General features: G+C 45.5%; 11 protein-coding genes. 4 read left to right on the forward strand and 7 right to left on the reverse strand.

What is annotated here, in order from left to right:
- Positions 1-18 precede the first annotated feature (18 nt).
- The 6 genes from LRR81_RS20715 to LRR81_RS20740 form a co-directional block, all read right to left on the reverse strand.
- Positions 19-1,050, reverse strand: coding sequence for a SepM family pheromone-processing serine protease (locus LRR81_RS20715; protein ID WP_231791324.1), 1,032 nt, complete (start codon positions 1,048-1,050; stop codon positions 19-21).
- A gap of 94 nt (positions 1,051-1,144) precedes the next feature.
- Positions 1,145-2,788: a hypothetical protein gene (locus tag LRR81_RS20720; protein WP_231791325.1), complete on the reverse strand. Its 1,644-nt coding sequence runs from the start codon at positions 2,786-2,788 to the stop codon at positions 1,145-1,147.
- A complete protein-coding gene (locus LRR81_RS20725) occupies positions 2,785-3,582 on the reverse strand; it encodes an ABC transporter ATP-binding protein (protein WP_231791326.1) in 798 nt (265 codons plus the stop codon). The genes LRR81_RS20720 and LRR81_RS20725 overlap by 4 nt, the downstream gene beginning before the upstream one ends.
- A 126-nt stretch (positions 3,583-3,708) precedes the next feature.
- The gene (locus LRR81_RS20730; protein ID WP_231791327.1) at positions 3,709-8,055 is read right to left on the reverse strand and encodes a pullulanase X25 domain-containing protein; all 4,347 of its coding nucleotides are present in this window, start codon (positions 8,053-8,055) and stop codon (positions 3,709-3,711) included.
- Between the two features lie 255 nt (positions 8,056-8,310).
- Positions 8,311-9,360: a class I SAM-dependent methyltransferase gene (locus LRR81_RS20735; protein WP_231791328.1), complete on the reverse strand. Its 1,050-nt coding sequence runs from the start codon at positions 9,358-9,360 to the stop codon at positions 8,311-8,313.
- Positions 9,335-9,691: a DUF962 domain-containing protein gene (locus LRR81_RS20740; RefSeq protein WP_231791329.1), complete on the reverse strand. Its 357-nt coding sequence runs from the start codon at positions 9,689-9,691 to the stop codon at positions 9,335-9,337. The genes LRR81_RS20735 and LRR81_RS20740 overlap by 26 nt, the downstream gene beginning before the upstream one ends.
- Positions 9,692-9,842: 151 nt before the next feature.
- Here LRR81_RS20740 and exaC point away from each other — a divergent pair, with 151 nt between their 5' ends.
- From exaC to LRR81_RS20760, 4 genes are all read left to right on the forward strand, one after another.
- Positions 9,843-11,363, forward strand: coding sequence for an acetaldehyde dehydrogenase ExaC (exaC, locus tag LRR81_RS20745; protein WP_231791330.1), 1,521 nt, complete (start codon positions 9,843-9,845; stop codon positions 11,361-11,363).
- Positions 11,364-11,385: 22 nt separating this feature from the next.
- Positions 11,386-11,754: a DUF779 domain-containing protein gene (locus tag LRR81_RS20750; protein WP_231791331.1), complete on the forward strand. Its 369-nt coding sequence runs from the start codon at positions 11,386-11,388 to the stop codon at positions 11,752-11,754.
- Positions 11,755-12,260: 506 nt separating this feature from the next.
- Positions 12,261-14,150 carry an OPT family oligopeptide transporter gene (locus tag LRR81_RS20755; RefSeq protein WP_231791332.1) on the forward strand — a complete coding sequence of 630 codons (1,890 nt, stop codon included), beginning with the start codon at positions 12,261-12,263 and terminating at the stop codon, positions 14,148-14,150.
- Positions 14,143-14,493 carry a PqqD family protein gene (locus LRR81_RS20760; protein ID WP_231791333.1) on the forward strand — a complete coding sequence of 117 codons (351 nt, stop codon included), beginning with the start codon at positions 14,143-14,145 and terminating at the stop codon, positions 14,491-14,493. The genes LRR81_RS20755 and LRR81_RS20760 overlap by 8 nt, the downstream gene beginning before the upstream one ends.
- A gap of 33 nt (positions 14,494-14,526) precedes the next feature.
- Here the strand turns inward: LRR81_RS20760 and LRR81_RS20765 are convergent, their stop codons facing one another.
- Positions 14,527-15,363, reverse strand: a complete 837-nt coding sequence (locus LRR81_RS20765) for an STAS domain-containing protein (RefSeq protein ID WP_231791334.1) — start codon at positions 15,361-15,363, stop codon at positions 14,527-14,529.
- Positions 15,364-15,382: the final 19 nt, after the last annotated feature.

Here is a 15,382-nt window from a genome sequence, read left to right on the forward strand (position 1 = left end):
TGAGGCGCAGTCCTTTTGCTATTTCTTCGGCGGAAGCTTTCTCAGAAAATCCGCCGCTTCTTTTATATTTTTAACAGGGACAATCTTGATATCGTAACCGTCCTCTTTTGCAGCTTTTATAACTTCTTTTGTATTGCTGTCACCTTTGAGCGTATCGGCCGGACATAGGAAAATTTCAGCGCCTTCATTATGAGCGGCTACAATTTTGTCCTCAATGCCGCCGATCTGGCCGACATTTCCGTTCACATCAATGGTGCCGGTTCCGGCAATTTTGTACCCTTTTGTTAAATCTTCCGGCACGACCTGATTCAATATTTCAAGCGAAAACATGAGTCCAGCCGAAGGGCCGCCGATATCCTTTGCGTCAATGTCTACTTTTTTCGGTGTTTTCAGTGTAAATTCATCATCAAAACCGATTCCAAGGCCAGCTCTTGTTTTATCAAGCTGGATGAGCTTGATCGGCGCTGTTTTTATTTTTCCTTCATGCTGGTATGTAATCTGCACCGTATCTCCAGCTTTTTTATTTTCCTTTAAGTAGGTCACAAGCTCGATCGGAGAAGGAAGTTTATGACCGTCTGCTGCTGTTACCACATCCCCAAGCTGCAGGATCTTTTTTGCATTAGAGTCTTTCATGACACTTTGAACAAAAACTCCTTTGCGGATGATTTCCACCTTTTCTCCAGCTTCTTTAAGACCGGCAGCAATGGCATTCTGCTGAGAGGAAGACATCATGTGAGTAAGAAGCCGGCTGTATTCTTCATCAGTATAATCGCCCTGAACGTCTTCTTTTTTCTGAATCTGTGTGTGAGGCGTGACGAATCCTGAAGCCAGAATATACAAATTGCTCGCCCGCGTTGAAAGCACGGTTGTTAAAAAGAGCTTCCCTTTTTCATCTTTTTTGCCGTTTTCGACTGTCACGATTGGGGACAGCGGTTCAGCAGAACCAGGCTGGTACAAATAGTACGGCGTTGGAATAAAAGCTATGATCAAAAGCACAACCAAAACGGCTGTCAGGAAACGCCACTTGTTTTTATTGAAAAATCCCTTCATTGTCTATTCCTTCCGGCAGCAAGAGCTGTCTGTTCTCATTCTTTTAGATTGATTATATGCTATCTTTTCCAGCACTGCCAATCTTTATTTCCCGTCAATAACTGACTTCGCTCCATGGCACGGCAAGTCCTTTTTTCCAGGCAAACCAGTTTAAAAGCACAAGAACGGCCGTATAAGGGTAGATGGCGAACGGGATAAAAGCAACCCCCAGATGGACAAGTGCCAGACCGCCGAGAATCAGCAGCAGCACAAATATTAAGATGCTTTCATTTTGCTGAACGGCTTCATAGCCTTCAGAAAAGGGCAGGGCATTTCTCATCAGCTTAAAGCAAATAACTGCGTACAGCAAAACATTCAGAACAACAGCCAGCAAATCAGGCAAGATCCGAAGGCCGAAAAAAGCTGTAAATACTATGCTGTTCAAAAGAAAGACAGGCAAGAACAGTTTCACAATTGCCGCCTTCAGCGCACCGCTGAACACAGACTGCAAATCATGGATCGGGATTGTTTTATAGATCCAGGAGCCCTTATGCCTTCCAGAGAATTTCAGCATCATGATAATCGTCGGAATGACAATGCCTGTAAAATACAGGCAGAGATACAGCTGGCTTGAAGCAATGCTGCCGAGCGATTCTGTCCGCAGATCGTTAATAATAAAGATATAAGGAAAAATCAGACTGAACCCTATTGATGGGTAGACCTTCAGCTTGAAATCCCGCTCATTTTTCATCATGTCGGAAGCAAAGCGGAAGAATATCCGCTCCTCTTTACCTGAGCAGATAATAGAGGAGATCCTGTTAAGGAGCCGCCGCTTAGCTTTCTTCCCTTTTGACTGGTTGTTTGCAAGCTTTTGCAGGTTTCGTTCAAATGCCGGCATGAATTTTATGTAAAGCATAATAGCCAATGCCGGACAAAGGATGGCGAGCACCGTAAAAATAATAAAGTAGCCGTTTCTGGAATGGTGCAGAATCACTTCAAAAGGTGCACCGAACCAGATGGGAATGATGAAAAACTGATACCACTTTGGTGTAAAGACAGCATTGTAATCTACAAGGCTGAACAATCTCCCGACAAGCTGATATCCGATCGCAACACCTGCCGAAAGGGCTATTTGGACGTAATTGATAATATCCTTCAGCTTTTCCCCATCGAAAAATTTTAAAATAAAAAAATAAATAAACGCTGTTAACACAATAATCAGCAAATCGATCAGCACGATTTCTGCAAAGAAAATCAGGAAAAAGAAAAAACCGTGGGTGATAAGGGCTGCCAAAAGACTCGGCCCAGTCAGTGACAGGGTCAGAAAAAACAGGTAAATAAAAATATGAATCGTTTTCGCAGCATTGATTGTCCGCTGATTGACCGGCTTTGAGCCCAGAATGTTTTTATCCCGTATGTCCAAAAGCACAGAGGAAAAGTCTGAAATCAAAGACGTCATGATCATAAACATGATGATTCCGAAAACGATGCTCATTTGAAAAACAAACTGATTCCCCATCAAGACAAACGGGAGAAGAATCACTCCCATCAGCACGTATACCCAAAGCGAGCCAAAAAACTTATTCTTGCCGTTTTCCTCCCTGCTTTTAGAAGACTGGCTTATGATGGTGGGGACCCTTCTTCCATCCATCGTCAGCTTCACCTGGAGAATCCGCCTCATGATCCTGTATTCAATGCCAAAGCGTTCAAACAAGGGCTGAAAGCGGTCGAGAAGCATGAGAATTTTCATGTCTTTCATACACGATCACGCTCTTGGACTGCTGCCACAAAATTTCCTGCAATGGCTTCATGCTCACCAAAGCCCGTCAGCTGATTGAAAATCTCCTCAAGAGAGCTTTCCAGGTTTTTGTCTTTCAGCTCTTCAAAGCTGCCGTCTGCCGCAACCTGGCCTTCATGGAGGAGGATAATGCGGTTGGAGATTTTTTCAACAACCTCCATGATATGCGATGAGTAAAAGATGGTCTTTCCCTGTGCAGCGAGCTGTGACAAAATTTCTTTCACAATCATGACACTGTTGGCGTCAAGCCCGCTCAGCGGCTCATCCAGAAATAAGATGTCAGGATCATGCAGAAGGCTTGCGATGAGCATTACCTTCTGTTTCATTCCCTTTGAAAAAGAGGAAATCCTTGTATCATACACATCCTCAATGCCAAAGTAGCCCATCAGCTTTTCAGCCTTTTCATCAGCTGCTTCCTGCTCCAGTCCGTACAATTCTCCGATAAACGTCAAATACTCTCTCGCAGACAGGTTGTCATAAATTTCGGCTGTTTCCGGCACATAGCCGATTTTTTTCTTATATTCCATGCTGCTTGCGGAAAGGTCATGTCCTAAAATCTGAACAGAGCCTGTATAGCCTTCGACAAGTCCCAGCATAATTTTTACCGTTGTGCTCTTACCGGCGCCATTAGGCCCTATGTAGCCAATGATCTGCCCTTTGTAAACGTCCAAATTGACTCCTTTTAACACTTCTTTGGAGCCAAAGTTCATTTTCAGATCCCGGATCTTGATAATCGGTTCTCCGTCGATTTCCATTTACCCTACGCTCCCTGAGTCATTTACTAAGAATTTTAGCATACTCGTTTTGTTTCTTTCATGGGAAAAAAGCTGTGTGATAACCAGATCACACAGCTTTTCCATGTTGAATTATGTCGCAGCCCTTTATTTGCCTTCCCTGATGGTTCCAGCTGAAGCATCAATCGTATAATCCTTCGTATTCTTAGCAATGGCGCCGCCATCATTTTTATAAATGCTGGCTTTTGCCGCTTCAGACGGTTCAATATGAACGCTGACATTCTTTTGGCCTGCCGCAAGTGTGATGGTGTGCTGGAAGGACATATCCTTGCCGATTTGGACAGCTTCGCCATTAATGGTCAGAACGCCGTCCTTAATGGCTGTACCTTTAACAGTCAGCTGGGAGCCGGAACTCTGAATGCTGCTGACTGCAACAGGCATGTCAATCCATCTGAAAATCTCATCCTGCACCGTCATTTTATTATTGCCCTGATTTTGGACAATCACTTTCATGTCTGTGCCTGTTGCACCAAAGCCATACAAGCTCACATCATCATCTGTTTTGTCGCCAGGCGTATGATCCGGAAGACCTTCCTGGTCCCATGAATTTCCTTTTACATATTTGTAGGTAAGCTCTGTTCCTTCCTGTGCATCGATTGTGTATTCCCAATCAGGCGACACTGCTCCGTTTCTAGACATCTCCCATGCTCCTGTATTCCAGCCATTCAGGCTGTTAGGGATTGTCACAGAAGCATTAAGCGGGGTGTAATCAGGTGCATGCACTTTAAATGTCACCTGTACCATCACAACATCAGGGGTTACGGAGACCTTGTTCGAATCCACAAAATTACCGGCCCTATCAAGGACTTTAATGCTGTATTCGTAAGCTGTGCCATTGTCCACCTGGAAATCGCGGTAGGAATCAGCTGTCCCGCTTACATCAGCAATCTTTTCTCCATTCCGGAAAATAAGAATCACATAAGGATCATCTGCTCCTTTAAGAGACCAGCTGAGGTTGACCTGTCCGGACTCTGCCTGCGGTACTGCCAGAACAGCTTCATCTGCAGGCTTTTTGACATCGGATTTATTCGGTACAACATTTACTTTTGAAGAAGGAGTATACACCCATGACGTACCGAGGTCTGAAGTGAAAGCAAAACGGTATTCATACGTTCCTGCTTCATAAGGAGTGAAGGAGGCTTTGAAAACATTCACCGCCTGGACCCTCTCCACATCCAGCGCCTCATACGCTGTCCACGATTTTTCTCCAGATTTTCTTACCTGGAGATTTCCTTGAACTCCTTCTGCAATCTCCTTATCTGTTACGCCTTTTATTGATAGTTCAGCACTGACATCGAGCTGCTTTGAAAGATCCAGCTCGCTTTCCGGCAGTTTTGTTAAACCGCTTAGAACTGCCTGTTTTAAGTCATAGTGCGGAATAATGGCGCCAGTCTCTGCCATTTTTGATTCATTGCCTTTTGAATCAACAGCTGTTACAGCATAGTAGTATTTCTTGCCGTTTGTCAGGCCATCTAATTTGATGCCTTCTTTTGCTGTTTCCTGAACTTTTTCGTACATGCCCCCTTTAATGCTTGAAACATACACATTATAGGAAGGGGCATTACCTTTCCATGTGAGAGCTGCCATCTTTAATCCCGCATGGGCGAAAAGGGCTTTCACACTTTTCGGTGCTTTCATTTTGCCTGAGGAAAGAAGCATTCTTCCTGTTTGAGCTGGAATCTTCACCTCTGCGATGCCGTTCGAAACAGTGACAGAATAGGCTGAGTCAAGCTGATCTGTCAGTTTGACGCCGTTCAGAATGCCATTTTTCACAGGTATCTTCACCGTTTGTTCTTTCGTGCCTCTATTGATCACAACAAGAGCGGCCTTTCCGTCCTTTGTCCGGGTATAAGCCATTGCATCTCCGTCGGCATAAACGTGGTTCAGCTCGCCATAAGAGAAAAGATCACTGTTCTCCTTTCGTACCTTTCCAATTTTTTGATACTTTGCTGTTAACTCTTTGTTTTCCTTGCCCCACGGGAAGGTTCTTCTGTCATCCGGATCCTTTGAACCTGTCAGACCGGCTTCGTCGCCATAGTAAATGGTCGGTGCTCCTGCATAGCCCATTTGGAAGAGAGCGGCAAGACTCAGACGCTTCAGCCCAAGCTCATAATTATAATTCGGATCCTTTTCAGCCCGTTCATAGCTGTCTGTTCCATTTCCAAGCAGGAAGACAGCTCTTGCTGTATCATGCGAGCCCATCAGGTTCATGAGCGCCTGGAAGGCTTCTTTCGGATAATCCTCCTGAATGGCCATTAAGCTTTGTTCAGCATTTTGCGCATTTCCGTTCTTCAGGAAGTCAAGCACCGCTCCTCTGAAACGGTAGTTCATAACCGAATCATATTGATCTCCAAGGAAATACTTGGACGCATCGTCCCAAATCTCCCCAAGAATCAGCGGCTGCTCTCCCTGCTTTAAGGTTGCGCCTGCACCAGTCATGGCTTTGCTCTTCATCTGCTTTCTGAATTCCTGCCAGAAGGAAGGATCCACTTCATTTGCCACATCAAGTCTCCAGCCGGAGCTTCCGCGGTCAATCCATGTTTTTGAAACAGAATCCTTTTCATACATCATGTAATCGGCAAAAGCCTGGTTGTTCAATTCGCTCGGATGGTCTACCGCTTTTCCGTCAACTGATTTGAATTCAGGAAGGCTGTCGTATCCCCACCATGCCTGGTATTTATACCGTTCGGTCGGCAAACCCTTATCGACGATTTCATTTTCGATATTAAACCAGTTTTGGAACCCATAAGGGCTGAAAATCTGTCCTTCTTTATTAAACTGCTTTTCAGCTTCTGCTTTCGCATCTTTTTCAGACAGCTTTTTCGTATTCATCAAGTCATAGACTCTTGACCAGTATTCATAGGCACCGACCGTATTGTACTTGTTGTAGCGGTCGAAATAGATTGAATCATCTGAAACGTGATTGAACACGCCGTCAAGAATGAGATGCATATTCCTTTTCGCCAGTTCATTTGTAAAAGCCTTGAACTCTTCAGGGCTGCCGAACATCGGATCAAGCGCTTTATAATCGGTTGCATCGTATTTATGATTGGACGGTGCAAGAGCAATAGGATTTAAGTAAAGCGTGTTGACTCCAAGCGACTGCAGGTAATCAAGCTTCGCCTTGATGCCAGCTAGATCACCGCCAAAGAAATCATTGCTCCATTCATTGTCGCCTTTATAGGATGAATCGGTATTTTCGCGCGGATTATCCGGAAGAGTGCTCCAGCTTGCAGGGTGCTCAATCGGCTGCTTGCCTCTTGCTCCTGCTTGATCCTTTGAATGGTCATTCTTCGTATTTCCGTTGTTGAACCGGTCAGGGAAGATCTGATACACGACCGCTTCCTTCATCCAGTCAGGGGTTTTGTAGGCAGGGTCATACACAGTAAGCTGAAACAGCCCTGCATTCTTGTCTGCCGCTTTTCCTGTATGGCCTTCCTGGGTATCTTCGCCATACTCATACAATGCATCCTGGTCGCCTGCGATAAACTTGTAGCCGTGAACACCCTTCGCGTCAGGGGTAAAGGATGCTTCCCAGAAGTCGATGGAACCCTTGTCCTTTGTCTCTGCAGACCCTTCTTTTGTCATTTTAATAACTTTTGTTGTGCCAGTTTGATAGTTTTTTACATACAAGCTTGCGCGTGTAAGATCGTCCTTTTTAGCTGAAAATCTAAGTGTCACCTTTTTTCCGACAGGTACTGCGCCAAAAGGATTCCGGTATGCAGGATCCCATGTGTCATGATAAAGCGCTGCTGCTGCAACCTGTCCGTCAGATCCGGAAGGGCTGTAATCGGTTGTCACTTCTTTTGTTTTGCTGTTGTAAGAGAACGTGATTACAGTATCCTTCAGTACATTCAGCTTGGCATTGTCAGCCGGATATTCCTCGCCCCACTGACTGCCAAGCACCACTTTGTATTCATACTTTCCTTTTGGAACTTCTTTTGTATACGTATAAATGCCGTCAAATTTCTGATCTGCAAAAAGAGCAGTCGATTGATCAGGGCTCCAGGCAGCGCCTGCGCCGATTGCCGGCTGAATATCACCTGCAAGCCGCGGTGTTTTTTCTTCCGGAAGCGCCTTATAAACGGTACTGTCTGCAATGGCATGTGTTATATCAGAGTAATAGAAGGTTACCTCTGTTTTTTCGCTCAGGGTAAGCTTAATATTATCTCCCCCTTTTGCGCCGCCTGCTCCGTAATTCTCATCCCAGCTCCCATTGATAGCCGCTTTATATTCGTATGTACCTGCCGGGAGAGTTCCTGTAAGTGTATAAATCCCATTGCCTTTAACGGTCATCCTCGTCTTATCGGAAGCAGGATCCCATTCCCCTGATGCTCCCAGTTCATCCTGCAGGCTGCCGACAAGCGTTACGGTGCGTTCAGCCGTTTCTGCCTTTGCCATCCCTGGATGCACCCCAGCAAAAAGCTGTGTCATAAGAATCAGCACTCCCACGAAGGAAAGCCATTTCCTTGTTTTCCTCATCCCCTATTGTCTCTCCCTTCCGAATATCGGAAATCATTTATGAAATCGTTTGCGCAAACAGCCGAAAAGAAGTGCCAGCAAATCTGGCAACCGCTTTTATAGTATTATGCAACCGCTTCCAATAGACTGATTTTTTCATAATATTTCTATCTATTCAATCTTTTTCATTCGACAATCAAGCAAACACAACTTTCGGCTTATCCTTTATCAGCGAGGCCTTGCGATAATCCCGTTATGCACTTTAATGAAGCCATGCCTTAAAATATCAAAGCCGTTTTCATAAACATAAAGTCCCATCTGCTTAATATCCATCAGCTCTCTGTAAGTATGATTCATAACGTCTGCCATGATCATATAAAACAGTCTAGATTTCAGCTGATGCCGCGGAGTTGTCAGAATGGCATAGCCTCCTGGCTTTAAAAACTTCCGGTGCCAATCCATAACTTCCTCTTTATAATTGTCTGGAAAATGCTCCAAAAGTCCGACGCTTATGACAATATCGAATTCTCTTCCAAAGGAGAGATTGCGAATATCATCCACAACATAATGAATATTCATTTGATCTTTATACCAAACTCTCGGCTGCCCTGTAGCCGAATTAAAGCCTAAAAACGGATAGCTCTCCGGAAAATGGCCGAACCGGTCGGTTTTGCAAAATTCATCATAATCGCAAAGCACCACTTCGCCGCCGGGATACATCGCATGCAGCTGCATCGCCTCATATCCTTCAGCAGCTCCCAGGAACAAAATACGGGGTTTGCTGACATCAAGCCCCTGAAAAAGCGCTCTTTTTCCTCTCGGGTCCCAAGTTCCGTCCTCAATCCGGTGCACGTAATTCCACAGCGACAGGCGAACCGTTTCCCCTAGAGCCTCTTTCACATCCTTTAAACGGAAACGTGAAAAATGGCGCAGCATCTCACCCTTGCTCTTTGACATCTCATCAGGCATATCCTTTATAAACCATTCATGAAATGAGCGGTTAAAATCCTCCCACGAAGTTTTCACAGACATTTCGCCATTCTCTTTTTCATAGCTTTTCCGATGCTTTGACATTGTTTTTACTTCATAGGGCTTTCCCGCTTCCTTCCATGTGAGCTGGGACCAGTCAGAAACTTGATTGGCATTGAAAAAAACATCAAGGTTTTCGTTTGCCGGCTCGCGCAGATCGACCCTGTAGCTTGGTTCCAAATACGTTTTTCCAAAGTCAGCTTCAGAAAAGGGATACGGCGGTCTAGCCTCTGAAAGCGGAAGTGTCATGTGAACTCTCCTTTCCCTTTTGGTTCTTTATCTCATCGTCCAATCTCCCGGTCAGCATATACCCATACATTTTAAAATCAGCTCCGAGCGACCAAAATGGATGGCCAAACGTAGCCGGCTTGTTGCCCTCTATAAAAAAGTGGCTGATCCAGGCAAGCAGATAAGCCGTCACAGGTGCAAGAAGCACGAGCCAGAATTGAAAAGTTGCGATGCCCGCTAAAAGGAACACAAAAACAAAGCTTGTTCCAACAAAATGCCATGTTCTTGTCGATTTTTTGCTGTGCTGCGATAAATAAAAAGGCCAAAATTCTTCAAAGCTATGAAACTTCATTTTTACCAGCTCCCAAAATAAAACGCTTACAAAATACTTCGATTTTTCTTCAGCAAACCCTTCTATCACTTTGTCTAAAAATTGACAATAATCTGACTCTATACTTAAAATGGCTATTGTAAGCGATTCCAATTTTCGAGGGGGAAGAAAAATGGTATATGCATTTCCTGGACAAGAAGGATCAATTGTACAATTCAAGGAAAAATACGACAATTTTATCGGCGGCAAATGGACACCGCCTGTTAAAGGAGAATATTTCGAAAATGTTACCCCTGTCACAGGCAAGGTATTCTGCCAGGTTGCCCGTTCAACAGAAGAAGACATTGAACTGGCATTGGACGCAGCCCACAAAGCAAAGGACACATGGGGCAGAACCTCTGTTACTGAACGTTCCCTGATCTTGAACCGGATTGCCGACCGCATGGAGGAAAACCTGGAAAAACTCGCTGTCGCTGAATCCTGGGAAAACGGCAAAGCCGTACGGGAAACACTTAATGCCGACATTCCGCTTGCCGTAGACCACTTCCGCTACTTTGCCTCTGTTGTGCGCGCACAGGAAGGCAGCCTGTCAGAAATTGACCAAAATACGATTGCCTATCACTTCTATGAGCCGCTTGGCGTTGTCGGCCAAATTATCCCTTGGAATTTCCCAATCCTCATGGCTGCTTGGAAAATTGCTCCTGCCCTTGCAGCAGGCAACACCATTGTGCTAAAACCTGCTGAGCAGACTCCAGCCTCACTGCTTTACATGCTTGAAATGATTGCGGACCTTCTGCCTGAAGGCGTCCTAAACATTGTAAACGGCTATGGACTTGAAGCCGGCAAACCGCTTGCCTCAAACCCAAGAATCAATAAAATCGCCTTTACCGGAGAAACCACAACAGGCCGCCTGATTATGCAGTACGCCTCCCAAAATATCATTCCAGTCACGCTGGAACTCGGAGGCAAGTCGCCGAACATCTTTTTTGAAGACATTGTACGAGAAAATGATGACTTCCTTGATAAAGCCATTGAAGGAATGGTTATGTTTGCTCTGAATCAGGGAGAAGTCTGTACCTGTCCATCAAGAGCCCTCATTCATGAATCGATCTACGATCAATTTATGGAGCGGGCATTAGAACGGGTAAAAGCTATCAAAATCGGAAATCCGCTTGATCCTGAAACAATGATGGGCGCTCAGGCATCTTCCGAACAGATGGAAAAAATCCAATCCTACCTGGAAATTGGCAAAGCTGAAGGAGCTGAATGCCTCATCGGCGGCGAACGCAACATCCTTGAAGGCGAGCTTGCAGACGGCTATTACATCAAGCCGACCATGTTCAAAGGAAACAACAACATGCGGATCTTCCAAGAAGAAATCTTCGGCCCTGTTTTATCTGTAACGACCTTCAAGACCCCTGATGAAGCCCTTGAGATGGCCAACGACACGCTATATGGACTTGGGGCAGGCATCTGGTCAAGAGACATCCACACCGCTTACCGGTTCGGAAGAGAAATCCAGGCAGGGCGGGTATGGACAAACTGCTATCACCAATATCCGGCTCACGCAGCATTCGGCGGATATAAAATGTCCGGTATCGGCAGAGAAAACCATAAAATGATGCTCAGCCACTACCAGCAAGTTAAAAATCTGCTCGTCAGCTACAGCCCAAGCAAGCTTGGATTCTTCTAAACTATAAAAGGAGGGATCTCCAATGATTGACCGTGTCACGGCCACTGAAGAAGCTCTGGAACTGATTCAAAAGCTGAAGGACAAACACGGCCCGATCATGTTTCACCAATCCGGCGGCTGCTGTGACGGCAGCTCGCCTATGTGCTACCCGGAAGGCGACCTTCTCATCGGAAGCCAGGATGTGCTCCTTGGAGAAATCGGCGGCAGCCCCTTCTACATTCATAAAAAACAATACGACTACTGGAAGCACACCCAGCTGATCATCGACACCGTCGACGGCCGCGGCGGCATGTTTTCACTGGAGGGTGTAGAAGGAAAACGGTTTTTATCAAGATCACGGCCTTTTACGGACGAGGAATATAGGGAATTGAAGGAAGCGGGGCATGTTTGATCCTTTATTCGCGCTCTTTGATGGGGGCGCTTTTTTGTGCGGGGGAGCGGGCTGTTTTTGATGTTGGGGGGGCGGGGGCTCTGTCCCCCAAAGTACAGGCGGACCTGGCCCCTGTTCCGTTGAAGCAGCAAAGGACAGGACCTATATCTCATAGACCTTTGCTAACAAGGTATTCCTATTTATGAGGGACAGGGCTTTACCCCTTTAGCAGAGCTGGGGACAGGGAACGCTTACTAGGTACCTGTCCCTTGTTCCGTTAATAGAGCAAAGGACAGAGACTCCCCCGTTCAAACCTGGTCAGGGCAAGACATTGGATGAGGGGGGACAGAGCTTTATTGCTTTAATAGAGTGAGGGACAGCTTTCTAGTAAAAAGGGGGACAGAGGCAAAACCCCAACCAATCTCCTCTGTAACAACATCTTAAACAATGATATAATGCTCCTTAGCTTTTTACCCAGGCTGCCCGTTACTGGCAGCCGTATATTTCCTGAATTGGCGGTGTTTAAATTGTCAGATGATTCAAAACAAAGCAAGTTTGTGCCTTATGTATCTTCTTCTAAGTCGCTTCCTGAACTTACTGTAACAGCCATTATTCTAGGTATTATCCTTGCAGTTGTGTTCGGGGCTGCGAATGCTTATCTCGGACTGCGTGTCGGGCTTACGGTTTCTGCTTCGATTCCGGCTGCGGTTATTTCCATGGCGATTTTGCGCGGGCTGTTCCGCAGGAATTCCATCCTGGAAAACAATATCGTGCAGACAATGACGACAGCCGGTGAGGCGATTGGGGCCGGTGCAGTTTTTACGCTTCCTGCATTGTTTTTGTGGAAAGTGCCGGTCAACCAGGGTCTTTTCATTTTCATCGTGCTGACAGGCGGATTCTTAGGGGTATTCATGATGGTGCCTCTTCGCCAGCTTTTGATTGTGAAAGAGCATGAAATTCTTCCTTACCCTGAAGGAACGGCTTGTGCTGAAGTGCTGAAGTCCGGTGAAGAGGGCGGCACGAGCGCTAAGCTGATTGGGATCGGTTTGCTTGTTGGCGGACTGTTTAAGGCCGTTGGTGATGGTTTTAAGCTTTTCAAAACAGAAGTAGAAACAGGCATTAGCAATTTTAAAAATGCGGTTGTAGGGATTGATACTCTCCCAGCTCTTCTAGGTGTAGGCTATATTATCGGGCCGAGAGTTGCCGGGCAGATGCTTGGCGGCGGATTGCTTGCCTGGATCGTACTGATCCCGGTTATCAGCTTTTTCGGAGGAGGCGGCGCGCAGGCGATTTTCCCGGCAGAGGTTCCCATTGCAAAGCTTGATGCATGGGGCATTTGGGAAGGCTATATCCGCTATATCGGGGCAGGGGCTGTAGCTGTCGGGGGATTGATTACACTTGTAAAATCTCTTCCTACTTTATTCGGTTCTTTTATGGATACTTTCAGAGGTGTGCGTGCCAATAAAGGACAGGCTGGCTATGCGGTTCCGCGTACAGAAATGGATATTCCTAAGCAATATGTGATCGGCGGTATTATTGCCATTATTTTAATTATCGCATTTGTGCCGGTAACCAACGTGGGTATTATCGGAGCAATTGCCATTGCCGTTTTTGGCTTTCTTTTTGTATCTGTTGCCTCCCGTATCGTTGGGGTGGTCGGAAGCTCTTCCTCTCCTGTATCGGGCATGACGATTGCGACATTGCTGATCGTAACGCTCGTTTATAAAGCAACAGGCTTTACGGGCATCAACGGGATGGTTGCAGCACTTGTTGTAGCGGCTATTATCTGTACGGCTCTTGCCGTAGCGGGAGACGTATCGCAGGATTTGAAAACCGGTTATATCGTCGGCGGTACTCCGTGGAAGCAGCAGGTGGCCATGATGATCGGCGTTGTCGCCTCCGGTTCCATTATCGGCTTTATTCTAATTTTGATGGATAATGCTTACCATATGGGTTCTGCTGAACTTCCAGCTCCAAAGGCTGCTTTGATGAAAATTTTGGCTGAAGGTGTACTTGGCGGAGATCTGCCATGGGATCTGATTTTTATCGGTGCCGCCATTGCTGTTACGCTTGAATTTTTCGGGCTGAATTCCCTTGTTGTGGCTGTCGGCATCTACTTGCCGGTCCATGTCAGCACGCCGATTATGGTCGGCGGCTTTGTCCGCTACTTTATTGACCGCTTTTCTAAATCAGATGCCATCAGAGAGGAACGGAATGACAGAGGCATCCTGTTTGCTTCGGGGCTTATCGCTGGCGAATCGCTTGTTGGAGTTTTAATTGCCATTCTGATCTATTTTGGCACTCCAATTCCTGATAACGCCTTGCTGTCCAGCAATTTAATTCCTTTTATTCTATTCTTGCTGCTTGCTGGACTCTTATGGTATGTAGCCTATAAAGGGAAAAAGAATCGTGTTTAGAAAAAAAGAGAAGAGGAACCTTTTAACAATGGTTCCTCTTTTAAAGGATACAGTCAGCTTTCAGGAAAAAGCAGAGGACAGTCCTGCCTATTTGGTTATAAAAAGAGAGAATTGGGCAGAGAGGCTATCAGTGAAATTTTTAAAGCAGCCTTCTGTCAGAAAAATTCAGCTGGACAAAGATGGTGAATTTGCTGTTCGGCAAATCGTGAAAGAGATGACGGTTGAGGAGATTGCCGGGGAAATAAAAGCTCATTTTGGTAATGAGGCTGAACCCATCCTTCCAAGACTCGTCCGCTTTTTAGACATCCTGGAAAGCCAGGAATGGATAACATGGAAAGAATAAAAAAGGCCCGATCCATTATGAATCGGGTCTTTTTTACCTTTTAATGCTGTTCAGCGCATCTGCTAAGGAAGAAGCGATGGAGATATCGTAAAACGGGATGCCGAGCTGAACGGCTGTTTGAGCTATCTCCGGGCGAATACCGGACAAGGTGGAGGAAACGCCTACGAGCTTTAACGTTTTAATCAAGTTGAATATTTCATGGGCCACCATAGTATCAATCATGACCACACCTGAGAGATCGATGCAAAGGTGATCTACATTTTTCTCAGAACATTCCTTCAATGTGTTCTCAAGGATAAGTTTTGCTCTGGACGTGTCTATGTCACCGATGAGAGGGAGCAGCGCACTTTTATTTTGCAATAAAATAACAGGTGAGCTTAGTTCATTAATCATTTCACTTTGTGCTTCCAGCTGCATCTTTGTGATTTTATTTGCTTCTTCGATAAACATAAAAACAGAAAGATTAACGGACCGAACAACGAGATCATACCACGACAGCATGCGGTCTATCGATATTTCACCATTTTTAAAGTAGAAAAATTCTTTGATTTTCTCCATTACGACATCCTGGAGCCTTACATATTCTCTGACTATGTATTGGATAGGAGTACTGTAATGCTTCTGGTCTCTTGCAAGAGCCTGGGACCATTTTTTAAACTCTGCAAAGAATGACTGCTCTTCTTCAATAAAAATCCGAAATAGGTGATCGAGGAAATCCAAGTTCATTTCTTTAAGCTCTTCAACGATGACAGGGTCTTTAGAGGAATACACTGACTCTGGATCCGTGTCTTCAATTCGGCTGTACCAAATATCGCTGATTTGTCTTATATTTGCTTTTAAATGCTGATATAGCTCTTGGTTTCTATGCATTTTTTATACTCCCCTGCTC

The sequence above is a fragment of the Metabacillus kandeliae genome, assembly GCF_021166585.1.
GTDB lineage: Bacteria > Bacillota > Bacilli > Bacillales > Bacillaceae > Metabacillus_B > Metabacillus_B kandeliae.